This is a genomic window from Pseudomonas sp. NFACC08-1 (assembly GCF_900106735.1).
GTDB classification, from domain to species: domain Bacteria; phylum Pseudomonadota; class Gammaproteobacteria; order Pseudomonadales; family Pseudomonadaceae; genus Aquipseudomonas; species Aquipseudomonas fluorescens_Q.
Genome location: NZ_FNNL01000008.1, coordinates 127,455 through 149,354, shown reverse-complemented (window position 1 = coordinate 149,354; position 21,900 = coordinate 127,455). Strand labels below are relative to the sequence as shown.

21 protein-coding genes are annotated in these 21,900 nt (G+C 61.8%); 14 read left to right on the top strand and 7 right to left on the bottom strand.

Annotation, left to right across the window (positions count from 1 at the left end):
* Positions 1–85 precede the first annotated feature (85 nt).
* From ehuA to ehuB, 4 genes are all read right to left on the bottom strand, one after another.
* Positions 86–955 (bottom strand): ectoine/hydroxyectoine ABC transporter ATP-binding protein EhuA, encoded by an 870-nt coding sequence (ehuA, locus tag BLU76_RS18020; protein ID WP_371915041.1) that lies wholly within the window; start codon positions 953–955, stop codon positions 86–88.
* A complete protein-coding gene (gene ehuD, locus BLU76_RS18015) occupies positions 955–1,611 on the bottom strand; it encodes an ectoine/hydroxyectoine ABC transporter permease subunit EhuD (protein ID WP_092149459.1) in 657 nt (218 codons plus the stop codon). The genes ehuA and ehuD overlap by 1 nt, the downstream gene beginning before the upstream one ends.
* Positions 1,608–2,267, bottom strand: coding sequence for an ectoine/hydroxyectoine ABC transporter permease subunit EhuC (ehuC, locus tag BLU76_RS18010; RefSeq protein ID WP_092149462.1), 660 nt, complete (start codon positions 2,265–2,267; stop codon positions 1,608–1,610). The genes ehuD and ehuC overlap by 4 nt, the downstream gene beginning before the upstream one ends.
* A gap of 81 nt (positions 2,268–2,348) precedes the next feature.
* Positions 2,349–3,206: an ectoine/hydroxyectoine ABC transporter substrate-binding protein EhuB gene (ehuB, locus tag BLU76_RS18005; protein WP_092223713.1), complete on the bottom strand. Its 858-nt coding sequence runs from the start codon at positions 3,204–3,206 to the stop codon at positions 2,349–2,351.
* 290 nt (positions 3,207–3,496) lie between these two features.
* Here ehuB and BLU76_RS18000 point away from each other — a divergent pair, with 290 nt between their 5' ends.
* The 8 genes from BLU76_RS18000 (at position 3,497) to BLU76_RS17965 (ending at position 13,089) form a co-directional block, all read left to right on the top strand.
* The gene (locus BLU76_RS18000) at positions 3,497–4,891 is read left to right on the top strand and encodes a MocR-like ectoine utilization transcription factor EhuR (RefSeq protein WP_092149468.1); all 1,395 of its coding nucleotides are present in this window, start codon (positions 3,497–3,499) and stop codon (positions 4,889–4,891) included.
* 311 nt (positions 4,892–5,202) lie between these two features.
* Positions 5,203–6,174, top strand: a complete 972-nt coding sequence (eutB, locus tag BLU76_RS17995; protein WP_092223711.1) for a hydroxyectoine utilization dehydratase EutB — start codon at positions 5,203–5,205, stop codon at positions 6,172–6,174.
* Between the two features lie 21 nt (positions 6,175–6,195).
* Complete coding sequence (locus BLU76_RS17990) at positions 6,196–7,188, top strand: cyclodeaminase (RefSeq protein WP_092223709.1); 993 nt, start codon at positions 6,196–6,198, stop codon at positions 7,186–7,188.
* A 40-nt stretch (positions 7,189–7,228) separates the two neighbouring features.
* Positions 7,229–8,419, top strand: coding sequence for an ectoine hydrolase DoeA (doeA, locus tag BLU76_RS17985; RefSeq protein WP_092223707.1), 1,191 nt, complete (start codon positions 7,229–7,231; stop codon positions 8,417–8,419).
* 3 nt (positions 8,420–8,422) lie between these two features.
* Positions 8,423–9,424 carry a N(2)-acetyl-L-2,4-diaminobutanoate deacetylase DoeB gene (gene doeB, locus BLU76_RS17980; RefSeq protein ID WP_092223705.1) on the top strand — a complete coding sequence of 334 codons (1,002 nt, stop codon included), beginning with the start codon at positions 8,423–8,425 and terminating at the stop codon, positions 9,422–9,424.
* Between the two features lie 184 nt (positions 9,425–9,608).
* Positions 9,609–10,088, top strand: a complete 480-nt coding sequence (locus BLU76_RS17975; protein WP_092149483.1) for an Lrp/AsnC family transcriptional regulator — start codon at positions 9,609–9,611, stop codon at positions 10,086–10,088.
* 131 nt (positions 10,089–10,219) lie between these two features.
* A complete protein-coding gene (locus BLU76_RS17970; RefSeq protein WP_092149486.1) occupies positions 10,220–11,707 on the top strand; it encodes an NAD-dependent succinate-semialdehyde dehydrogenase in 1,488 nt (495 codons plus the stop codon).
* On the top strand, positions 11,704–13,089 hold the full coding sequence (locus BLU76_RS17965) for an aspartate aminotransferase family protein (protein WP_092223703.1): 1,386 nt from the start codon (positions 11,704–11,706) through the stop codon (positions 13,087–13,089). Before BLU76_RS17970 ends, BLU76_RS17965 begins: the two co-directional genes overlap by 4 nt.
* A 194-nt stretch (positions 13,090–13,283) precedes the next feature.
* Here BLU76_RS17965 and BLU76_RS17960 read toward each other — a convergent pair whose 3' ends face one another.
* Positions 13,284–13,718, bottom strand: a complete 435-nt coding sequence (locus BLU76_RS17960; protein WP_046063603.1) for a Z-ring associated ZapG family protein — start codon at positions 13,716–13,718, stop codon at positions 13,284–13,286.
* Between the two features lie 147 nt (positions 13,719–13,865).
* Here BLU76_RS17960 and BLU76_RS17955 point away from each other — a divergent pair, with 147 nt between their 5' ends.
* The 3 genes from BLU76_RS17955 (at position 13,866) to zapE (ending at position 17,071) form a co-directional block, all read left to right on the top strand.
* Positions 13,866–14,495 carry an alpha/beta hydrolase gene (locus BLU76_RS17955; protein WP_063324470.1) on the top strand — a complete coding sequence of 210 codons (630 nt, stop codon included), beginning with the start codon at positions 13,866–13,868 and terminating at the stop codon, positions 14,493–14,495.
* 24 nt (positions 14,496–14,519) lie between these two features.
* Positions 14,520–15,875 carry a tryptophan--tRNA ligase gene (locus BLU76_RS17950; protein WP_063324471.1) on the top strand — a complete coding sequence of 452 codons (1,356 nt, stop codon included), beginning with the start codon at positions 14,520–14,522 and terminating at the stop codon, positions 15,873–15,875.
* 101 nt (positions 15,876–15,976) lie between these two features.
* The gene (zapE, locus tag BLU76_RS17945) at positions 15,977–17,071 is read left to right on the top strand and encodes a cell division protein ZapE (RefSeq protein WP_092223702.1); all 1,095 of its coding nucleotides are present in this window, start codon (positions 15,977–15,979) and stop codon (positions 17,069–17,071) included.
* Positions 17,072–17,177: 106 nt separating this feature from the next.
* Here zapE and BLU76_RS17940 read toward each other — a convergent pair whose 3' ends face one another.
* A complete protein-coding gene (locus tag BLU76_RS17940) occupies positions 17,178–18,074 on the bottom strand; it encodes a GlxA family transcriptional regulator (protein WP_170862044.1) in 897 nt (298 codons plus the stop codon).
* 244 nt (positions 18,075–18,318) lie between these two features.
* Between BLU76_RS17940 and BLU76_RS17935 the strand changes: the two genes are divergently transcribed.
* Positions 18,319–19,455 (top strand): acyl-CoA dehydrogenase family protein, encoded by a 1,137-nt coding sequence (locus tag BLU76_RS17935; RefSeq protein ID WP_092223700.1) that lies wholly within the window; start codon positions 18,319–18,321, stop codon positions 19,453–19,455.
* A 131-nt stretch (positions 19,456–19,586) separates the two neighbouring features.
* On the opposite strand, the gene BLU76_RS17930 is transcribed toward BLU76_RS17935, so the two are convergent.
* Entirely contained in the window at positions 19,587–20,627 is a 1,041-nt protein-coding gene (locus BLU76_RS17930) for an NADP(H)-dependent aldo-keto reductase (RefSeq protein ID WP_092149508.1), read from the bottom strand.
* 245 nt (positions 20,628–20,872) lie between these two features.
* Between BLU76_RS17930 and rplM the strand changes: the two genes are divergently transcribed.
* A complete protein-coding gene (gene rplM, locus BLU76_RS17925) occupies positions 20,873–21,301 on the top strand; it encodes a 50S ribosomal protein L13 (RefSeq protein WP_003205365.1) in 429 nt (142 codons plus the stop codon).
* Positions 21,302–21,315: 14 nt separating this feature from the next.
* Positions 21,316–21,708, top strand: coding sequence for a 30S ribosomal protein S9 (gene rpsI / locus BLU76_RS17920; RefSeq protein ID WP_003205364.1), 393 nt, complete (start codon positions 21,316–21,318; stop codon positions 21,706–21,708).
* Positions 21,709–21,900: the final 192 nt, after the last annotated feature.

The following is a 21,900-nucleotide window of genomic DNA, read 5'->3' as shown; positions in this document are numbered from 1 at the left end:
GGTGTTTGAGCTCAGGACTGCTTCGCAGCCCAACGGGGATAAATCCCCTCGCCACAATAAGGTGTACTCAGCTCATTTGATGGGATCAATTGGCCTCTTTCACCGCACTCAAAAACGCGCACGTCCGTTCTTGTTGCGGATGTTCGAAGATCTGCGCCGGAGTGCCCTGTTCGTGAATCTGCCCTTTATAGAAAAAGCACACCCGGTCGGCGAACTCCCGGGCGAAGCCCATCTGGTGGGTCACCATCAGCATCGTCAGGTTATGTTCGGCCCCCAGTTTGCGGATCACATTCAGCACTTCGCCGCACAACTCCGGGTCAAGCGCCGAGGTCACTTCGTCGAACAGCATCACCTTGGGCCGCATTGCCAGCGCCCGGGCAATCGCCACCCGCTGTTGCTGGCCGCCGGACAACTGCGACGGATAATGGTCGAGCTTGTTGCCCAGCCCCACCAGTTTCAACAGGTCGGCGGCGCGCTCCCGGGCTTCTTTCGGGTTCATGCCCAGCACCTGCACCGGCGCCTCGATCACGTTTTGCAGCGCCGTCATGTGGGGGAACAGGTTGAAACTCTGGAACACCATGCCGATCTTGCCGCGCACCCGGCGGATGTGTCGGTCGTTGGCCGGCACCAGCACGCCGTTGCGGTTGGGCATGTGGGTCAGGGAGTCATCCTCTACGCGGATCTGGCCCTGATTGATGCCTTCCAGGGTCATCAACACCCGCAGCAGCGTGGACTTGCCCGAGCCGCTGGGGCCGATGATCGCGACCTTTTCACCGGGGGCGACATCCAGGTTCAGATGGTCGAGCACGGTGAAGCTGCCATAGCTTTTGGTCACGTCCTGGAAACTCACGATCGGCCGGGACGGTGTGGGATCTTGCATGGCCGGGGCCTCCTGCTGCGACGCCAGCGTGCTGCGCCGGGACAAATCGGTGGGCGTGGACAGAGGTAAAGTCATTAGCGTAGCTCCATGCGCGTTTCAAGGCGCCGTACCAGATAGGCCAAGGCAAGGCTCAGGGCGAGGAAGAACAGGCCTACCATGGTGATCGGTTCCAGGTAACGGAAATTCTCGGAACCGATATTCTTGGCCTGCTGCATGATTTCCACCACGGTGATCGCCGACAGCACCGGCGTGTCCTTGAGCATCGCCACCAGGTAGTTGCCCAGCGGCGGCACGATCGGTCGCAGCGCCTGGGGCAGGATGATGTTGCGGTAGGCGTCGTACGGCGCGATGTTCAATGCCGTCACCGCCTCCCACTGCGCCCGTGGCACCGCGTCGAGACCACTGCGATAGACCTCGGCGATGTAGCAGGCGTAGTGCAGGCCGATGCCGAGGATGCCGACCTGCATGGCCGTCAGGCTCAAGCCGTAGTTGGGCAGTACGTAGTAGAGGAAATACACCTGGATCAACAGCGGTGTGCTGCGGATGAACTCGATCACCGCAGTGGCCGGCCACGACAACCAGAATGTGCGACTGCGCCGGCCAATCGCCAGGAACAGCCCCAGGACAATCGCGATCAGGAAACCGACCAGGGTGATACCCACGGTGTTGAGAGAGGCGCGCAGCAGGTCCGGCAGGATTTGTGCGGCGTAGGACCAATCGAACAGCGTCATGACAGACCTCCACGCATCCGGCCCCGGCTCAGTCGCCGTTCGACGTGGCGCATGCCGAAATTGATGGCCTGGGCGAGGATGAAATACATCACCAAGGCCAGGCTGAAGATCTCCAGGGTCTGGAAGGTCGCCTGGTCCAGTTGCCGGGCACGGAAGCTCAGGTCGGACAAGGTGATCAGCGACACCAGCGAGGTGTTTTTCAGCAGCTCGATGAGCAGGTTGGTGCCCGGCGGAATCGCTGCCAACAAGGCCTGGGGCAAGATGATCCGTTTGAAGCGCGTGAAACTACTGAAATTCAGCGCCGTGCAAGCTTCGTATTGCCCCTTGGCCACCGAGCTGATGGCACCGCGCATGACCTCGGCCCCATAAGCGCCGATGTGCAGGCCCAGGCCGACGATCGCCACCGCGTAGGGGCTCAGTTCGACGTTGAACGGCGGCAGCGGCAACACGAAGAACAGCCAGAACAGCTGGACCAACAGCGAGGTGCCACGGAAGACTTCGATGTAGGTGATGCTGAACCAGCGCAGCGCGCGCCACGGCGACAGCCGCCCGAGGGCCGCCAAGACCGCGGCGACAATCGCCAGCAGCGAGCCGAAGAAGGTCACCTGCAGCGTGACCCAGGCCCCTTGAATCAATAACGGAAGTAATTCGCCCATGGTTCGACCCGATATCCGATGAAGCAGGGGAACAGGCATCACGCAGCGTGCGTCACGCCTGTTTCGGCACGTCAGTTTCGACTATGGCTGAGCGCAGAGCTCGGCCGCGGTTTTGCTGGTCACGTTGGATTTGTCGAAACCGAACGGCGCAACCGTCTTGAGGTGTTCTTCGGAGCCCAGCCATTTCTTCAGCTCGGCGTTGACCGCGTCGCGCAGGTCTTTGTCTTCGGGGCGGAAGGCGAGGGCGCCGTAACCGATGTGGGACGGATCGTCCTTGAATTCGGTCATCGCCTCGACCTTCTCGCCGCCTTTGCCGGCGAGGCCTTTCATGGTCAGTTGCGTGCCGACGGCGGCGTCCGCGCGACCGGCGCGCACCGCTTGCAACTGTGCGGTGGTGTCGGGAACCTGGAGGATCTGCTCGTCCTTGACCCCGGAATCTCGAGCGTACGCCAGGTTCACCGTGCCGGCCATGATCGCCAGCTTCACGTCCGGTTGCTTGGCGATGTCTTCATAACTGTGGAGGTTTTTCGGGTTGCCCTTGGCCACGAGCAAGGCATCGGGCAACTGGTATTGCGGGTCGGTGAACAACACCTGCTTGCAACGCGCCGGGGTGATGTACATGCCGGCGGCAATCACGTCGAAACGGCCGGCGCGCAAGCCGGGAATCAGCGAGCCCCATTCAGTCAGCACGCCGTTGACCTGCTTGATGCCCATCTTGGCAAAGATGATCTTGGCGATTTCCGGCGATTCACCGGTCACGGTGCCGTCGGTTTCGGTGAAGGCGAACGGGGTTTCGTTGGCGTAGCCGATCCGGATGCTGCTGTTGCTTTTGACGGTATCCAAGGTCGCCGCCTGGACGCCGCCGGCCAGGCCAAGCACGGCACAGGTCAGCAAAAGCCGACGCAAGGGCGCGCCTGTGCGGGGAAGAAAATTGCTCATCGATAAAATCTCCTGTTTCTTGTGGATCCGTCGTTTGACGGCTCTGTGGTAGGAGGCAGTGTTACAAGAGCAAAGCGTACTGCGGCTGATCCAGGCTGGGCCATGGATCGGGAGCGGCGCCGGTACAGGTCGATCCGGCTTTTTGTCAGGGTGATGAACCCGCCTGGATGACGACCTTGGACCGAGCATACAAAAGCCCCGGCATCGATTGTATTGCACTAGGACAATTGCTTTGCCGCGATGGCCGCGCAATGCTGTGCGCACCCCTAAACACGCCGGTTGCAGCTGTCATGGATAAGTGGAAGTCAGCCTTGGACCTCGCCCGCAGCGGTGAATCCAAATACAAGATTCTGGTGCAGGCCATTGCCGACGATATCGAACAGGGCACCCTGGCCAATGACCAGCGCCTGCCGCCGCAACGGCAGGTGGCCGACGCCATGGGCATCAGCGTGCAGACCGTCACCAACGCCTACAAGGAACTGGAGCGCCAGGGCCTGGTGCGCTGTGAAGTCGGGCGTGGCAGCTTCGTCTCGCGGCGCATGAGCGACCGGGTGGCGACGTACATTCTCGACAGTCCCGAGCGAGCGCTGGTGGATTTTTCCATCACCCGCATCCTGCACACCCGCGAGCATGACCAGGCCTGGCGTGATACCTGCGCGGCGCTGAGTACTGAAGAGGATCAGCCGTGGATTCATGCGTTTCGCCCCATCGCCGGTTTCGAATCCCATCGCGAAGCGGCGGCGCAGTGGATCGGTCGGCAAGGGCTGAAAGTCGACCGTAACGATGTGCTGATCACCAATGGTGCGGCCCACGGGATTTTCCTGGCTCTCGCTTCGCTGGCGGGCCCTGATGATGTGGTGCTTTGCGAAGGCTTGACCGACCACGGCGTGATCGGCAACTCCCAGGTGCTGGGTTTCACCCTCAAGGGCCTGGAGATGGACCGCTATGGCATCGACCCCGAGCATTTCGAAGACATGTGCAGCAACGAGCGCATCACCGCGCTGGTGTGCACGCCAAACCTGAACAACCCCACCACCAGCCTGATGCCCGACGCCCGCCGCCGGGAAATCGCCGAGATTGCCCGGCGCTTCGGTGTGCACATTATCGAAGACGATGTGTACGGCCCGCTGCTGGACGAACGCCGGGCGCCGCCCATCAGCCATTACCTGCCGGAGCTGTCGTTCTATTGCACGAGCATGACCAAGTCGGTGCTCACGGGGCTGCGCATCGGCTACCTGGTGGTGCCCAAGCGCCTGGCGTTGCGCACCGAGAGCATCCTGCGGGTCAACAGTTGGATGGCCACGCCCATGGTCTCGGAGATCGCCACCCGCTGGATTCGCGATGGACGCGCCGAATCGTTGGTGCATCTGCAGCGCCGCTTGCTGTCCGGGCGCCAGGCGATGGTCACCGAGTACATGGGCGAGCACGTGTTGGGCCAGCACCCGCATGCCTTGAATGCGTGGGTTGGCATCCCGTCCCATTGGGAAGTGGACAGCTTGGTGCGGGCCCTGCGGCACAAGCACATCGCTGTGACTTCCCCCGATCCGTTCACCGTCCGCGGCACCCCCAGGCCCCGCGCGGTGCGGGTCTGCGTCGGTGCCGAATGCAGCGATGAAGAAATGCGCCATGCGCTGATCGGCATGCGGCAGATCTTCAACCAGTACCCGCAGATTCATGATTTCTGATGCCCCACATCGCCCGCTGCACAAGCGAATGTGTGAGCGCTTTTGTGGCGAGGGAGCTTGCTCCCGCTGGGCTGCGCAGCAGCCCCTTCTCAACGGTCACTCAGTTGACATGGTCCACCATGTCGCCGGTTATAGGGCCGCTGCGCGCCCCAGCGGGAGCAAGCTCCCTCGCCACAGGGGTAGGGGGCGCCTGATGGATTTTGTTCATCGCTTCTGGTGGCAATGAATGCAAATTAAATTGCCCTAGTACATTCATCACCACAATCCAGCCCTCTTAGACTGCGCGCAACACATCAGCTCGGGACGCGGTCATGGCAGTGTTGCAGCTTCAGGATATCTACCGTGCTCGCCAGCGCATCGAGTCGCTGGTGCGGCGTACACCCATGGAGCATTCCCCGAGTTTGTCGCGGTTGATGGGCGTAGCGGTGTATCTCAAGCTTGAGGCCCTGCAAATCACCGGCAGCTTCAAGCTGCGCGGGGCGAGCAATGCAGTGGCGCAGCTCAGCGCCGAGCAAAAGGCCCAAGGCGTGGTCACGGCTTCGACCGGCAATCATGGGCGGGCACTGGCCCATGCCGCTTCGCAACAAGGCGTCAAGGCGATTGTCTGCCTGTCGAACCTGGTGCCGGCCAACAAGGTGCAGGCGATTCGCGACCTGGGCGCCGAGGTGTGCATCGTCGGCCAGTCCCAGGACGATGCCCAGCGCGACGCCGAGCGCATCGCCCGGGAGCAGGGCGCGACCTTTTTGCCGCCCTTCGATCATCCGGCGATCATCGCCGGGCAGGGCACCCTCGGCCTGGAGATCCTCGAGCAGCAACCGGAGGTGGCCCAGGTCCTGGTGCCGTTGTCCGGTGGCGGCTTGTTCGCCGGTGTTGCCCTGGCCCTCAAAAGTGCGAACCCAGCGATTCAAGTCCACGGCATCAGCATGGCCCGTGGCGCCGCGATGCACGCCAGCCTCGCCGCGGGGCAGCCCGTGGACATCGAAGAACTGCCGACGCTGGCCGACTCCCTCGGTGGCGGCATCGGCCTGGACAACCGCTACACCTTCGCCATGACCCGGCAACTGAGCGATGACGTACACCTGCTCTCGGAAGCCTCTATCGCCAATGCCATCCGCCACGCCTATCACCACGAACGCCTGGTGCTCGAAGGGGCTGCCGTGGTGGGCATCGCGGCGCTGCTCGACGGCCTGGTCGAGCCGCGCGGCCCCATTGTCCTGGTGGTCAGCGGGCGCAACGTCGACACCGAACACCATGCCCGCGTGATCGCTGGCGCCAACGCCTGATAACCCCTAACGGAGCCTGTCATGAGTGAAGTCACCCTATTGAGCGAAGCCGACCTGCGCAGCTGCGTGGCCCTCGACCTGGCCAGCATCGACGCCATCGAACAGGCCTTCGTGCTGTTGGCGACGGCGGCTGTGGCGATGCCGCCGATCCTGCGGCTGGACATCCCCGAACATAACGGTGAAGTGGACGTGAAGACTGCTTACCTGCCGGGCCTGGAACGCTTCGCCATCAAGGTCAGTCCGGGTTTTTTCGATAACCCCAAGCTCGGCCTGCCCAGCCTCAACGGCATGATGATGTTGCTGTCGGCGCGCACTGGTCTGCTGGAGGCGCTGTTGCTGGATAACGGTTATCTCACTGCCGTACGCACGGCGGCGGCGGGTGCGGTGGCGGCGCGCTGCCTGTCTCGCGAGGAGAGCCGCAGCGTCGCGCTGATCGGTGCCGGCGAGCAGGCGGCGTTGCAACTTCAGGCGCTGCGCCTGGTGCGGCCCGTCGAAGAAGTGCGGGTCTGGGCGCGCGATGCGCAAAAGGCCCGGGCGTTCAGCGCCGAACTGGCCCGCGACACAGGGCTGGCGGTCACGCCATGCGCCAGTGTCGACGCCGCGCTGGAAGGCGTGGACATCGCCATCACCTGCACCCCCAGCCGCGAGCCGCTGATCGAAGCTCGGCACCTGCACCCGGGCCTGCACATCACCGCGATGGGCTCGGACGCGGAACACAAGAACGAGATTTCCCCGCAAGCCCTGGCGGCTGTCGATTGTTATGTCGCCGATCGCCTGAGCCAGACCCGCGTGCTCGGCGAACTGCATCACGCCCTGTTGGCCGGCACAGTTGGCGATGAGGTCGCGTTGCACGAGCTGGGCCAGGTGCTGACAGGGCAGCGGGCCGGGCGTACCGACGAGGCGCAGGTCACCCTGTGCGACCTCACTGGCACCGGTGCCCAGGACACCTCCATCGCCAACCTGGCGTTCGAGCGGGCACGGGCGGCGGGCAAGGGTTTCCCATTCGGTCGCTAACCATTTTCCATTCGTGCGTCATTGATCAGAGGGCAGAGGGATGTCAGAGAGAGTCGTCAATCTTCCGTTCCAACGGGAGGAATACACCCAACGCCTGGCGAAGGTTCGCGCGGCCATGCAGGCCCAGGGCCTGGAGCTGCTGTTGGTCACCGATCCGTCGAACATGGCGTGGCTCACCGGCTATGACGGTTGGTCGTTCTATGTGCACCAGTGCGTGCTGGTGGCACTGGAGGGCGAGCCTGTGTGGTTCGGTCGTGGCCAGGATGCCAACGGTGCAAAACGCACGGTGTTCATGCAGGCCGATAACATCGTCGGCTACCCGGACATCTATGTGCAGTCCCGCGAGCGCCACCCCATGGACTACCTGTCCCGCGAGGTGATCATCGCCCGTGGCTGGGGCGCGCTGAGCATCGGCGTGGAGATGGACAACTATTACTTCAGCGCCGCCGCGTACCTGTCGCTGCAAAAGCATTTGCCCCAGGCAAAACTGGTGGATGCGGTGGGCCTGGTGAACTGGCAGCGGGCCGTCAAGTCGCCCCAGGAAATCGCCTACATGCGCATCGCCGCACGCATCGTCGAAAACATGCACAGCCGGATCCTGGAACGCATCGAACCGGGTATGCGCAAGAACGAATTGGTGGCCGAGATCTACAGCAGCGGCATCCTCGGCGCCGACGGTCATGGCGGCGACTACCCGGCCATCGTGCCGCTGTTGCCTACCGGGGCCGACGCCAGTGCGCCGCACCTGACCTGGGACGATTCACCCTTCGAAAAGGGCGCCGGCACCTTCTTTGAAATCGCCGGTTGCTACAAGCGTTACCACTGCCCGCTGTCGCGCACCATTTACCTGGGCAAGCCGCCGCAACATTTCCTCGACGGCGAAAAAGCCGTGGTCGAGGGCATCGCCGCCGGCCTGGACGCGGCCAAGCCAGGGAACACCACGGGCGACATCGCCGTGGCGTTTTTCAAGGTGCTGGAGAAATTCGGCATCCACAAGGACAGTCGTTGCGGCTACCCCATCGGGATCAGTTATCCGCCGGATTGGGGCGAGCGCACCATGAGCCTGCGCCCCGGCGACAACAGCGTGTTGCAGCCGGGCATGACCTTCCATTTCATGCCGGGGCTGTGGATGGACGATTGGGGCCTGGAAATCACCGAAAGCATCCTGATCACCGAGACTGGCGTCGAGACGCTGTGCAACGTGCCCCGTCAATTGTTCGTGAAGGATTGAGCCATGCCCGATCAGCCTAATAATCCCATCAGCGCCACGATCGACTTCACCCGCGAAGGCGTGCAGCACGGCTTTCTCAAGCTGCCGTATTCACGGGACGATTCGGCCTGGGGCGCGGTGATGATTCCCATCACGGTCATCCAGCGCGGCAGCGGTCCGACGGCGCTGCTCAGCGGTGGCAACCATGGCGATGAATACGAAGGCCCGGTGGCCCTGAGCAAGCTGGCGCAGCAACTGACGGCTGAAGACGTGTGTGGGCGGGTGATCATCGTGCCGTTCATGAACACCCCGGCCTTCCACGCCGGACGCCGGACTTCGCCCATCGACAAGGGCAACCTGAACCGCAGTTTTCCCGGTAGGCCGGACGGCACCGTCACCGAGAAAATCGCCGACTATTTCAATCGCACGCTGCTGCCCTTGGCCGACATTGTCCTGGACATTCACTCCGGCGGGCGGACCTTGGATTTCCTGCCATTTGCCGCCTGCCACGTCTTGCCGGACAAACAGCAGCAAGCGCGCTGCGAGGCCGGGATGCTGGCGTTCAACGCGCCGTATTGCATGCGCATGCTGGAGCTGGACGCCGGGGCGATGTACGACACGGCGGCCGAGTCCCAGGGCAAGGTGTTCGTCACCACTGAGCTGGGCGGCGGCGGTTCGTCGACGGCCCGCAGCGTGGCGATTGCCGAGCGTGGGGTGCGCAACCTGTTGATTCACGCCGGCATCCTGCGGGGTACGATCGAGTTGCAGCCGTCGCTGGTGCTCGACATGCCGGATGCCAGCTGTTTCATCGCCAGCGAGCACGATGGTTTGCTGGAAATGTGCCGCGACCTGGGGGACCACGTGACCCTGGGCGAGGTGGTGGCGCGCATCTACGACGCCACCCGCAGCGGCATCCCCCCAGTCGAATACCGCGCCGCCCGCAGCGGCCTGCTGGCGGCCCGGCATTTTCCGGGGCTGGTGCAGTGTGGCGATACGTTGGTGGTGATTGCCGATGTGTTGGCTTGATACACCTCAACTGACACACCCCCTGTGGCGAGGGAGCTTGCTCCCGCTCGGCTGCGAAGCAGTCGTCGCTTTTCGGCCTGGGGCAGACGGAACCGAGATCGGGGCCGCTGCGCGCCCCAGCGGGAGCAAGCTCCCTCGCCACAGTAATCGGTGTGATGCCTGAACTGACTGGAGAGCCCCGCCCATGCACAAACTCGATCGCTACGACCTCAAGATCCTGCAGATCCTCGCCGAAGATGGACGGATCACCAAGTCGAGCCTGGCCGAAGCCATCAACCTGTCGGTGACGCCGGCCTGGGAACGGGTGCGCAAGCTGGAGGTGGCCGGGTTGATCAACGGCTACCGGGCGCAGATCGACTGGGGCGCGGTGTTCAAGCGCCAACAGGTGCTGGTGGAGATCACCCTGGCCCGCCACACCGCCCAGGACATGCGCCGGTTCGAGCAACGCATGATCGCCGCGCCAGAAGTGGCGTTCTGTTACGCCACCGGGGGCGGGGTCGATTACCTGGCGATGATCCAGGCACCGGACGTCGACTATTACCAGCGTTTCGTCGATCAACTGCTGCTGGAAGACCTCGGCATCGAACGCTACTTCACCTACATCGTCACCAAGACCATCAAGACCAGCGGCGCCTTGCCGGCGGAGTTGGCCGAGCCGTCCTGAGCACCGCAGAAAACCTGTTTTTGCCGCCCTCGATTCAGAAAAAAACCAGGGTTTGCCCCACGGCAAACAGCCGATTACCCAAGCGCCGCTGCCCTAGCATGGCTTCACGCACACGCTCTGGAGTGAACGTCATGACTTACCAACATCCGCTACTGTTCAAGGCGCTTTGCTACATCGACGGCCATTGGGTCCACAGCGACAGCGGCCACAGTATCGCTGTGCACAACCCCGCCACCCGCACGGTCATCGGCCATGTGCCGATGCTCGATCAGCCGCAGATTGTCGCGGCGGTGGACGCGGCGCATCGCGCATTCCCGGCGTGGCGTGAGCAGAGCCTGGAGAGCCGGGGCGCACTGCTGCGGCGCTGGGCGGCATTGATCGTCGAACACAGCGAAGACCTCGCGCACATTCTCAGCCTGGAGCAGGGCAAGCCATTGGCCGAGTCCCGTGGCGAAATCGCCTACGCTGCCAGCTTCATCCCGTGGTTCGCCGAGGAAGCCCGGCGCCTGTACGGGCAGAACATCCCCAGCCATATCCCGAGTGCGCACCTGGGTACGATCAAGGAGCCAGTAGGCGTCTGTGCGCTGCTGACGCCGTGGAATTTTCCGTCGGCGATGATCACCCGCAAGGCCGCCGCCGCCCTGGCCGCCGGTTGCACCGTGGTGATCAAGCCGGCCCACGAAACCCCTTACTCGGCACTGGCCCTGGCGCAACTGGCCGAGGAGGCAGGCTTTCCTGCCGGGGTTTTCAACGTGGTATTGGGCGAGCCGCAAATGGCCATGGAAACCCTGGTCAAGGATCGTCGCGTACGCTCGGTGAGCTTCACCGGCTCGACCCGGGTGGGCAAGCTGGTGTTGCAGGCGGCAGCCCATGACGTGAAGAAAGTCGCGCTGGAACTGGGCGGCAACGCGCCATTTATCGTCTGCGCCGATGCCGACCTGGCCTTGGCGGTGAAAGTCGCCGTGGAGGCGAAATTCCAGACCTCCGGCCAGGACTGCTGTGCGGCTAACCGGATCATGGTGCAGCGCCCGGTATACCAGGCATTCCTCAGTCGTTTCGCCGCAGCGGTGCGCGCCTTGCGCGTCGGGCCGGCCATGGTCGATCAACAGGAGCAGGACGTGGAGGTCGGGCCGTTGATGCACCAGGCGGCGCTCGATGCGACCGCTGACCGCGTCGCCGATGCGCTGGCCCTTGGCGCTCAACGCCTGGTGGGCGGTGAGGCCCATGCCTTGGGCGGGTTGTTCTACCAACCGACTGTGCTGGCCGATGTCACGCCACAGATGCGCATCTACCGTGAAGAAAACTTCGCGCCCATTGCCGGGGTGATGCCGTTCGACACCCTGGACGAAGCCATCGAAATGGCCAACGACACCGAGTACGGGCTGGCGGCCTATATTTGTTCCAACCGCCTGGACGTCATTTATCCGCTGATCCGCCGTCTCGACCATGCCATGGTCGCGGTCAACGGCGTCAAGTTCACCGGCCACCCGATTCCCTTCGGTGGCATGAAAGCCTCGGGCCTCGGCCGCGAGGGTGGCAGCGAGGGCTTCGAGCCCTTTGTCGAAACCAAATATTTCTGCCTGCACCATCAAGGCCAGTTCCCAGGAGAGCCCGCATGAGCCAAGAACTCAATACGCTGTTCGAACAAGACCGTGCGCATTTCATGCACCCCTCGACCCACGCTCACGACCACGCCAGCGGCGCGCTCAAGGGGCGGATCATCAAGAGTGCGTCAGGCGTTCGCATTCGCGACCATGAAGGCCGGGAGTTCATCGACGCCTTTGCCGGCCTCTACTGCGTGAACATCGGCTATGGCCGCACCGAGGTGGCCGACGCCATCTATAAGCAGGCCAAGGAACTGGCCTACTACCACACCTACGTCGGCCATTCGAGCGAGGCGATCATCGAGCTGTCCAGCCGCATCATGGACTGGGCGCCGGAGGGCATGAAGAAGGTCTATTACGGCTTGTCCGGCTCCGATGCCAATGAAACCCAGGTCAAGCTGGTGCGCTACTACAACAACGTGCTGGGCCGACCGCAGAAGAAGAAAATCATCTCCCGCGACCGTGGCTACCATGGCTCGGGCATCATGACCGGCAGCCTGACCGGCCTGGCGACCTTCCACCAACATTTCGACCTGCCGGTGGAAGGGGTCAAGCACACCGTGTGCCCCCACTGGTATCGCAAGGCCCCGGCGGGCATGGACGAAGCGACGTTCGTGCGTTACTGCGCCGATGAGCTGGAAAAAATGATCCTCGCCGAAGGCCCGGACACCGTGGCGGCGTTCATCGGCGAACCGCTGATGGGCACCGGCGGCATCATCGTTCCCCCGGCCGGTTATTGGGATGCGATCCAGGCCGTGCTGAAAAAATATGACGTGCTGTTGATCGCCGATGAAGTGGTCTGCGCCTTCGGCCGCCTCGGTTCGAAGATGGGCAGCCAGCGTTACGGCATGAAGCCGGACCTGATCACCACCGCCAAAGGCCTGACCAGTGCCTATGCGCCCTTGTCGGCGGTGATCATCGGGGAAAAGGTCTGGAGCGTGATTGAAAAAGCCTCCCAGGCCGAAGGGGCCATGGGCCATGGCTGGACCTATTCCGGGCACCCGATTTGCGCGGCGGCGGCACTGGCGAACCTCGACATTCTTGAACGGGAAAACCTCACGGCCAACGCCGAGGATGTTGGCGGCTACCTGAATCGTCGCCTGCGTGAAACCCTTGAAGGTCATCCGCTGGTGGGCGAGGTGCGTGGTGACGGCATGCTGGCGGCGGTGGAATTCATGGCCGACCGTGAACAGCGCACGGCGTTCGACCCGGCACTCAAGGTCGGCCCGAAAGTCTCGGCGGCTTGCCTGGAACGCGGCATGATCGCCCGCGCCATGCCCCACGGTGACATCCTGGGCTTCGCCCCGCCACTGATCCTGACCCGCGAGGATGCAGACCTGATCGTCGACATCACCAAAGGTGCTGTCGATCAAGTGGCGGGTGAGGTGTTGGCTTAAGCTGAGAAAAATACTTCAGGCAAAAACACCCCGTGGCGAGGGAGCTTGCTCCCGCTGGGCCGCGAAGCGGTCCCTTTTTTGCGATTGCTGTGCAATCGAGCGGGAGCAAGCTCCCTCGCCACAACGGATCTGAAACCCATAAAAAAGCCCGCCCGATCATGTGATCGGGCGGGCTTTTGGTTGTTGCGTGGCGATTACTTCTTCAAACCGTAATGCTCATCGAGCATGCCGGGCGAATTCGGGGCCTTGGGGGCGTAGTCCCGGGGCGGTTCCTGATCCTTTGGCGGGGTCAGGCGTTCCCGTGGAGCCTGCGCCGAATCGGCGTGCAGGGCAGCCAGCAGGCGTTGGCGAGTCTGCTCGTCCAGGGCCAGGCGATTGGCACCCTCGGACAAGTGATCCTGGACTTCCTGGTAGCTCTGGGTGAGTTTTTTCACCAGGGACGCGGTGCTGTTGAAGTGAGTGACCACTTCATTCTGATAACTGTCGAAGCGTTCCTGGATGTCGTCCAGCTGACGTTGCGTGCTGTTGGGCACCGCGTTGGGCAGCAGTCGGGCAAGCAGGAATCCAATGGCGACACCGGCAACCAGGGCAAGAGTCGGCAACAACCAAACTAAGAGCGAGTGTTCCACGAGTCCTTCCTCTATAAACGGCTTTGCTTTACGTTAACGGCTCGGACCTGCGCTGTATACCGCGAAGAACATCGCAATCATGCCAGGCACAGACTTTAGCTAGACGAGTCGATCCTATTCGAGGTCACGGAGTTCTTTCCCTTGCTTATGCGCGAAACCCCTGTAGTCATCGATGGCCCGGTGGGCCAACTGGAAGCCTTGTACCTGGACAGCGAGGCTCCCCGTGGCCTGGCGCTGATCTGCCACCCGAACCCGGTGCAGGGTGGGACCATGCTCAACAAAGTGGTCTCGACCCTGCAACGCACTGCCCGCGATGCTGGCCTGGTTACGTTGCGTTTCAATTATCGTGGCGTAGGTGCCAGTGCCGGCAATCATGACATGGGCACCGGAGAAGTGGACGACGCCCAGGCTGTCGCGCAATGGCTGCGGGAGAAATACCCGCAATTGCCCCTGACACTGTTCGGCTTTTCCTTCGGTGGCTTCGTCGCCGCCAGCCTGGGCGGGCGCCTGGAAGCCCAGGGGCAGCCGGTCAAGCACCTGTTCATGGTGGCCCCGGCGGTGATGCGCCTGGACGAGCAGTCGCCCTTGCCGATGAGCGGCCAGTTGACCGTGATCCAGCCGGAAACCGACGAAGTGGTCGATCCGCAATTGGTTTACGAATGGTCCGACACGCTCCAACGTCCCCATGAGCTGCTGAAAGTGGCAGAATGCGGACACTTTTTTCATGGCAAGCTGACCGATCTCAAGGATCTGATCCTGCCGCGCCTCTCGAATTGACAGCAGTCTGACAAGCGATAACCCATGACGACGCGTACCCGTATCCTGACCGGCATCACCACCACCGGCACCCCGCACCTGGGCAACTATGCCGGCGCCATCCGTCCGGCGATCCTCGCCAGCCGCGACAGCAACGCCGATTCGTTCTACTTCCTGGCTGACTACCACGCCCTGATCAAGTGCGATGATCCGCTGCGTATCCAGCGTTCGCGCCTGGAAATCGCCGCTACGTGGCTGGCCGGTGGCCTGGATGTGGACCGCGTGACGTTCTATCGCCAGTCCGATATTCCCGAGATCCCGGAGCTGACCTGGCTGCTGACCTGCGTCGCCGCCAAGGGCCTGCTCAACCGTGCCCACGCCTACAAGGCGTCGGTGGACAAGAACGTCGAGGCCGGCGAAGACCCGGACGCTGGCATCACCATGGGGCTGTACAGCTACCCGGTGTTGATGGCCGCCGACATCCTGATGTTCAACGCCCACAAGGTGCCGGTCGGTCGCGACCAGATCCAGCACGTGGAAATGGCCCGCGACATCGGCCAGCGCTTCAACCACCTGTTCGGCCAGGGCAAGGAGTTCTTCACCATGCCCGAGGCGCTGATCGAAGAAAGCGTCGCCACGCTGCCGGGCCTCGATGGCCGCAAGATGTCCAAGAGCTACGACAACACCATCCCGTTGTTCAGCAGCGCCAAGGACATGAAGGACGCGATCTCGCGGATCGTCACCGACTCGCGTGCCCCGGGCGAAGCCAAGGATCCGGACAATTCGCATCTGTTCACCCTGTTCCAGGCCTTCGCCACTGCCGAACAGTCTGCCGAGTTCCGCAACGAACTGCTGCAGGGCCTTGGTTGGGGCGAAGCCAAGAACCGCCTGTTCCAGTTGCTCGACAGTGAGCTGGGTGAAGCGCGCGAGCGCTATCACCAGTTCATCGAGCGTCCATCGGACCTTGAAGACATCCTGCAACTGGGCGCGAAAAAAGCCCGGGCCGTGGCAACGCCGTTCCTCAACGAACTGCGCGAGGCTGTTGGCCTGCGTTCGTTTGTCAGCCAGGTCCAGGTGGCCGCCAGCACCAAGAAGAAAGCCGCCAAGACAGCACGCTTCGTCAGTTTTCGCGAAGACGACGGCAGTTTCCGCTTCCGACTGCTGTCCGCCGACGGCGAGCAACTGTTGCTGTCGAACCATTTTGCCGACGGCAAGACCGCGGGGCAGGTGACCAAGCAATTGCAGTCCGGCCAGCCCTTGGATGTACGCAGCGACGACCTGGGTTTCAGCGTCTGGCTCGACGGCGAGTGCGTGGCGAATAGCCCGGCTTTTGCTGACAGCGCCGCGCGGGATGCCGCCGTCGATGCGCTGCGTGTTGCCTTGACGCCTGCCCAGGACTGATCCGGCACGTCATCCGACCATCGGCCCGAGTAAGGGCCGATTGCCATTCCTCTGGGCCGTCGCTACAGTGACGGCCCGTTTTTGTTGCCTTGCTAACGAATATGACGCCCCTAGAACGATATCAAGCTGATCTGAAACGCCCGGAGTTCTTCCACGACGCAGCCCAGGAAACGGCGGTGCGGCATTTGCAGCGCCTGTACGACGACCTGGTCGCGGCCTCGAACAACAAGCCGGGTCTGTTGGGCAAACTGTTCGGCAAAAAAGACCAGGCACCGGTCAAGGGCCTGTATTTCTGGGGCGGCGTGGGCCGTGGCAAGACCTACCTGGTGGACACCTTCTTCGAAGCGTTGCCATTCAAGGAGAAAACGCGGACGCACTTCCACCGCTTCATGAAGCGCGTGCACGAGGAAATGAAGACCCTGGGCGGCGAGAAGAACCCGCTGACCATCATCGCCAGGCGTTTTGCCAACGAGACCCGGGTGATCTGCTTCGATGAGTTCTTCGTGTCCGACATCACCGACGCCATGATCCTGGGCACCTTGATGGAAGAGCTGTTCAAGAACGGCGTGACCCTGGTCGCCACCTCGAACATCGTGCCGGACGGCCTGTACAAGGACGGCCTGCAGCGGGCGCGCTTCCTGCCGGCCATCGCGCTGATCAAGGAACACACTGAAATCGTCAACGTCGACAGCGGCGTCGACTACCGCCTGCGTCACCTCGAACAAGCGGAGCTGTTCCACTTTCCGCTGGATGCCGCTGCCCAAGAGAGCCTGCGCAAGAGCTTCCGCGCCCTGACGCCGGAATGCACCCAGGCCGTGGAAAATGATGTATTGGTCATCGAAAATCGCGAAATCCGTGCCGTGCGTACGTGCGATGACGTGGCCTGGTTCGACTTCCGCGAACTGTGCGACGGGCCCCGCAGCCAGAACGATTACATCGAACTGGGCAAGATCTTCCATGCCGTGCTGCTGAGCAATGTCGAGCAGATGAGCGTCACCACCGACGACATCGCCCGCCGTTTCATCAACATGGTCGACGAGTTCTACGACCGTAACGTGAAGCTGATCATTTCGGCCGAAGTCGAACTCAAGGACCTCTACACCGGCGGCCGCTTGACCTTCGAATTCCAGCGGACCCTGAGTCGCCTGCTGGAAATGCAGTCCCACGAATTCCTGGCGCGGGCGCATAAGCCGTAGGGCAATTCGGAAAAAAGAAGGGCCTGCGATTGCAGGCCTTTTTTGTGCCCGTGGAATCAGCCGTTCACGGCATAACCCTGTGGGAGGGAGCTTGCCAGCCCTCGGGCTACGCCGCCTGCTGAAACTGCTGCCGATACTGGTTCGGCGATAGGTCGGTATGTTGCCGGAACAGCCGGGCGAAAAAGCTCGCGTCGTCATAGCCAACTTCATAGCTGATGGTCTTGATGCTCTTGCGGCTGCCGGAGAGCAGGCCCTTGGCGGTTTCGATCCGCAGCCGTTGCAGGTAATGCAGCGGTTTGTCGCCCGTGGCGGTCTGGAAGCGGCGCATGAAATTGCGGATGCTCATGCCATGTTCCCGGGCAACATCCTCGAAGCGGAATTTATCGGCGAAGTGCTCTTCGAGCCATTGCTGGATCTGGAGGATGATCACGTCCTGGTGCAGTTTCTGCCCGCCGAAGCCGATCCGTCCTGGCGAATAGCTGCGTTGCACCTCATACAAGATGTCCCGCGCCACGGCCTGGGCGACGTTGGCGCCACAGAAGCGTTCAATGAGGTAAATGTAGAGGTCGCAGGCTGAGGTCGTGCCGCCGGCGCAGAACAGGTTGTCGGCGTCGGTCAGGTGCTTGTCCTGGTTCAGGTGTACCTGGGGGAAGCGTTCCTTGAAGGCATTGAAGAAGCGCCAGTAGGTGGTGGCTTCCTTGCCGTCGAGCAACCCGGCCTCCGCCAGCCAGAACACCCCGGTGGCTTCGCCGCAGAGTACCGCGCCGCGCGCGTGTTGTTCTCGCAGCCAAGGCAGGACCTGGGGATAACGTTGGCAGAGGGTGGCGAAATCATCCCAGAAGGCCGGCAGGATGATGACATCGGTGTTTTCCAGGCCACCGTCCACCGGCATGATTACATCGCTGAAGCTGTTCACCGGTTTGCCATCGGGGCTGACCAGTCGGGTTTCAAAAGCCGGCGTCAGGCCGTGGCCCAGTTGTTTGCCATAGCGCAGGCTGGCCAGGTGGAAAAAATCCTTGGCTTGCATGAGGGTCGAGGCGAAGACCCGGTCGATTGCCAGGATGCTGACGCGCCGCAAGGGCGTGGAGGCGTGCATAGACATAATTCATCTTTATTTTTATAGGGGAAAGTGGTCACCAGACGGCTGGATCGTCTTATTTTTTGTCGGATGTGTCCAGTGTCCTGTCGTACCCCGCAGGCTTAGGCTCTGTCGGATAACCACGCCCAACAAAAACCAAAGGTGCGCCATGATCCCCAGAACACTGTTCAGTCCCGAACACGAATTGTTTCGCGAAAGCGTACGAACCTTCCTCGAAAAAGAAGCCGTGCCGTACCACAGCCAGTGGGAAAAACAGGGACATGTCGATCGCCAGCTCTGGAACAAGGCAGGGGAGGCGGGCATGTTGTGCTCGCACCTTCCTGAAGCCTATGGGGGGCTGGACGCCGATTTTCTCTACAGCACGGTGGTGATCGAGGAAATCGGCCGCCTGGGGCTGACGGGGATCGGGTTCTCGCTGCATTCCGACATCGTCGCGCCGTACATTCTGCATTACGGCAGTGAGGCGCTGAAACACAAGTACCTGCCGAAACTGGTGTCTGGCGAAATGGTCACGGCCATCGCCATGACCGAGCCGGGCGCCGGTTCCGACCTGCAAGGGGTGAAGACCACGGCGGTGCTGGACGGCGACGAATACGTCATCAACGGCTCGAAGACGTTCATCACCAATGGTTTCCTGGCGGACCTGGTGATCGTGGTCGCCAAGACCGATCCGAAGGCCGGCGCCAAGGGCACCAGCCTGTTCCTGGTGGAGGCGGGCACGCTGGGTTTTGAAAAGGGCAAACGCCTGGAAAAAGTCGGCATGAAGGCCCAGGACACGTCGGAATTGTTCTTCCAGGATGTCCGCGTGCCGAAGGAGAACCTGCTGGGGCAGGCCGGCATGGGCTTCGCCTACTTGATGCAGGAGCTACCCCAGGAGCGCCTGACCGTCGCCATTGGCGGCCTGGCATCGGCTGAAGCGGCGCTGCAATGGACTCTGGACTACACCCGCGAGCGCAAGGCATTCGGCAAATCCATCGCGGACTTCCAGAACACCCGTTTCAAGCTCGCGGAAATGGCCACCGAAATCCAGATCGGCCGGGTCTTCGTCGACCGCTGCCTGGAGTTGCACCTGCAAGGCAAGCTGGACGTGCCGACGGCGGCGATGGCCAAGTACTGGGGCACCGACCTGCAATGCAAGGTGCTCGACGAGTGCGTGCAGTTGCATGGCGGCTACGGCTTCATGTGGGAATACCCGATTGCCCGGGCGTGGGCGGATGCGCGGGTGCAGCGGATCTATGCCGGGACCAATGAGATCATGAAGGAGATCATTGCGCGGTCGCTTTGATGCGGTGGTGAACTTGGGGCCGCTATCGCGAGCAAGCTCGCACACAGGCGATTTGTGTCTGATCACTGTGTTGTAACCAGCACAGAACCCTTGTGGGAGCGAGCTTGCTCGCGATGGGGCCTATGAATCGATCAAGGGGCCGGGTTGGGCTGATCCTTGTGGATCGCCTCGATCCCCGCCAGCACTGCGTCCGACAGCTTCAGGTCGAAGCTGGCAATGTTGCTGTCCAGTTGCTCCAGCGTGGTGGCGCCAATGATGTTGCTCGTCACGAACGGCTGCCGGGTGACGAACGCCAGGGCCATCTGCGCCGGGTCCAGGCCATGTTCGCGGGCCAGGGCCACATAACGGCTGCACGCCGCTTCCGATTGCGGGTTGAAGTAACGCATGAAGCGGCTGTACAGCGTCAGGCGGCCCTTGGCTGGCCGTGCGCCGTTTTCGTATTTGCCCGACAGGAAGCCGAACGCCAGTGGCGAATAAGCCAGCAAGCCGCATTGCTCGCGAATGGCGATTTCCGACAGGCCGATCTCGAAGCTGCGGTTGAGCAGGTTGTACGGGTTCTGGATCGACACCGCTCGCGGCCAGCCACGGGCCTCGGCCAGGGCAAGGAACTTCATGGTGCCCCACGGCGTTTCGTTGGACAGGCCGATATGGCGGATCTTGCCGGCGCGAACCTGTTCGTCCAGGGCTTCGAGGGTTTCCTCCAGCGGGGTGAACGTTTCGTCGGCCTTGTGCTGGTAGCCCAGTTGACCGAAGAAGTTGGTGCTGCGCTCCGGCCAGTGCAACTGATAGAGGTCGATGTAGTCGGTTTGCAGGCGCTTGAGGCTGGCGTCCACGGCTTCGACGATGTGGCGGCGGTTGTGCTTGAGGTTCTTGTCGCGGATGTAGTCGATAGTGTTGCCGGGGCCGGCGATCTTGCTCGCCAGGATCCAGTCGGCACGATCGCCGCGACTCTTGAAGTAATTGCCGATGTAGCGCTCGGTGGTGGCGTAGGTTTCGGCCTTGGGCGGCACCGGGTACATCTCGGCGGTGTCGATGAAATTGATGCCGGCACCCTTGGCGCGTTCGATCTGGGCGAAGGCCTCGGCCTCGCTGTTCTGCTCACCCCAGGTCATGGTTCCGAGGCACAGGGCACTCACGTTCAGATCGGTACGGCCTAGCGGGCGATAGTCCATCGGGAACTCCTTGGGCAAAACAATCATAAAAGCAGGTTGAAATATTTTTCGCAATCTGCATAATTGCGCACCTCTTTCTGCAGTGGAAGTGATGCGCCGCCGCCGAAGAATCTTGCCGTTGAACGGACGCGCCGACCCGAGCCCCCGAAAGCGTCTGTATCCGGCTGCCTTTGACTTGTCAAAGTACGCACTATTCAGTAAGATCCGCCGTCTAATTTACAGGGCGGCCCCTGAGGCTATAAAGAATGAAAACTTTTACTGCTAAACCGGAAACAGTAAAGCGCGACTGGTTTGTCGTCGACGCTGCTGGTCAGACCCTGGGTCGTCTGGCCACCGAAATCGCGAGCCGTCTGCGTGGCAAGCACAAGCCTGAGTACACCCCTCACGTTGACACCGGTGACTACATCGTCGTGATCAACGCTGAGCAAGTACGTGTTACTGGCGCTAAAACCACTGACAAAATGTACTACTCCCACTCCGGTTTTCCTGGCGGCATCAAGTCGATCAACTTTGAAAAGCTGATCGCCAAAGCCCCTGAGCGCGTGATCGAGACCGCGGTTAAAGGCATGCTGCCTAAAAACCCACTGGGTCGCGACATGTATCGTAAGCTGAAGGTTTATGCGGGCGCTGCTCACCCTCATACTGCTCAGCAGCCCCAAGAACTGAAGTTTTAACGGAATAGTTCATTATGTCGGCGACTCAAAATTACGGCACTGGCCGTCGCAAGACTGCAACCGCACGCGTTTTCCTGCGTCCGGGCACTGGTAATATCTCCATCAACAACCGCTCCCTGGATAACTTCTTCGGCCGCGAAACTGCCCGCATGGTAGTTCGTCAGCCGCTGGAACTGACCGAGACCGTCGAAAAATTCGACATCTACGTCACCGTTATCGGTGGTGGTGTAAGTGGTCAAGCTGGCGCAATCCGCCACGGCATCACTCGCGCCCTGATGGATTACGACGAGACTCTGCGTGGTGCTCTGCGCAAAGCCGGCTTCGTAACTCGCGATGCTCGCGAAGTTGAACGTAAGAAAGTCGGTCTGCGTAAAGCGCGTAAGCGTCCGCAGTACTCGAAGCGTTAATTTCGCTTCCGCTTTCAAAAGGCGCCCAGTTCCTCACGGAGCTGGGCGTTTTTTTATGGGCAAAAGAATTGCTCTGTGACAACTTGCCACATTCGTAGAGCCCCTATACTACAAGGCTTGGCGGTTTGGCCGCTTGGTAATTACCTTGTCAGAATTGGGGCTTTTCATTACCATTCGGCAAAATTTTTATAA

Bases quoted from the DNA above. Each gene is read 5' to 3' on its own strand.
- rpsI (WP_003205364.1), top strand. From the start codon at position 21,316: ATGTCGGCGACTCAAAATTACGGCACTGGCCGTCGCAAGACTGCAACC.
- ehuC (WP_092149462.1), bottom strand. From the start codon at position 2,267: ATGGGCGAATTACTTCCGTTATTGATTCAAGGGGCCTGGGTCACGCTG.
- ehuD (WP_092149459.1), bottom strand. From the start codon at position 1,611: ATGACGCTGTTCGATTGGTCCTACGCCGCACAAATCCTGCCGGACCTG.
- doeA (WP_092223707.1), top strand. From the start codon at position 7,229: ATGTCAGAGAGAGTCGTCAATCTTCCGTTCCAACGGGAGGAATACACC.
- BLU76_RS17975 (WP_092149483.1), top strand. From the start codon at position 9,609: ATGCACAAACTCGATCGCTACGACCTCAAGATCCTGCAGATCCTCGCC.
- BLU76_RS17935 (WP_092223700.1), top strand. From the start codon at position 18,319: ATGATCCCCAGAACACTGTTCAGTCCCGAACACGAATTGTTTCGCGAA.
- BLU76_RS17930 (WP_092149508.1), bottom strand. From the start codon at position 20,627: ATGGACTATCGCCCGCTAGGCCGTACCGATCTGAACGTGAGTGCCCTG.
- rplM (WP_003205365.1), top strand. From the start codon at position 20,873: ATGAAAACTTTTACTGCTAAACCGGAAACAGTAAAGCGCGACTGGTTT.
- BLU76_RS17955 (WP_063324470.1), top strand. From the start codon at position 13,866: ATGCGCGAAACCCCTGTAGTCATCGATGGCCCGGTGGGCCAACTGGAA.
- BLU76_RS17965 (WP_092223703.1), top strand. From the start codon at position 11,704: ATGAGCCAAGAACTCAATACGCTGTTCGAACAAGACCGTGCGCATTTC.
- BLU76_RS17950 (WP_063324471.1), top strand. From the start codon at position 14,520: ATGACGACGCGTACCCGTATCCTGACCGGCATCACCACCACCGGCACC.
- ehuB (WP_092223713.1), bottom strand. From the start codon at position 3,206: ATGAGCAATTTTCTTCCCCGCACAGGCGCGCCCTTGCGTCGGCTTTTG.
- zapE (WP_092223702.1), top strand. From the start codon at position 15,977: ATGACGCCCCTAGAACGATATCAAGCTGATCTGAAACGCCCGGAGTTC.
- doeB (WP_092223705.1), top strand. From the start codon at position 8,423: ATGCCCGATCAGCCTAATAATCCCATCAGCGCCACGATCGACTTCACC.
- ehuA (WP_371915041.1), bottom strand. From the start codon at position 955: ATGACTTTACCTCTGTCCACGCCCACCGATTTGTCCCGGCGCAGCACG.
- BLU76_RS18000 (WP_092149468.1), top strand. From the start codon at position 3,497: ATGGATAAGTGGAAGTCAGCCTTGGACCTCGCCCGCAGCGGTGAATCC.
- BLU76_RS17970 (WP_092149486.1), top strand. From the start codon at position 10,220: ATGACTTACCAACATCCGCTACTGTTCAAGGCGCTTTGCTACATCGAC.
- BLU76_RS17990 (WP_092223709.1), top strand. From the start codon at position 6,196: ATGAGTGAAGTCACCCTATTGAGCGAAGCCGACCTGCGCAGCTGCGTG.
- eutB (WP_092223711.1), top strand. From the start codon at position 5,203: ATGGCAGTGTTGCAGCTTCAGGATATCTACCGTGCTCGCCAGCGCATC.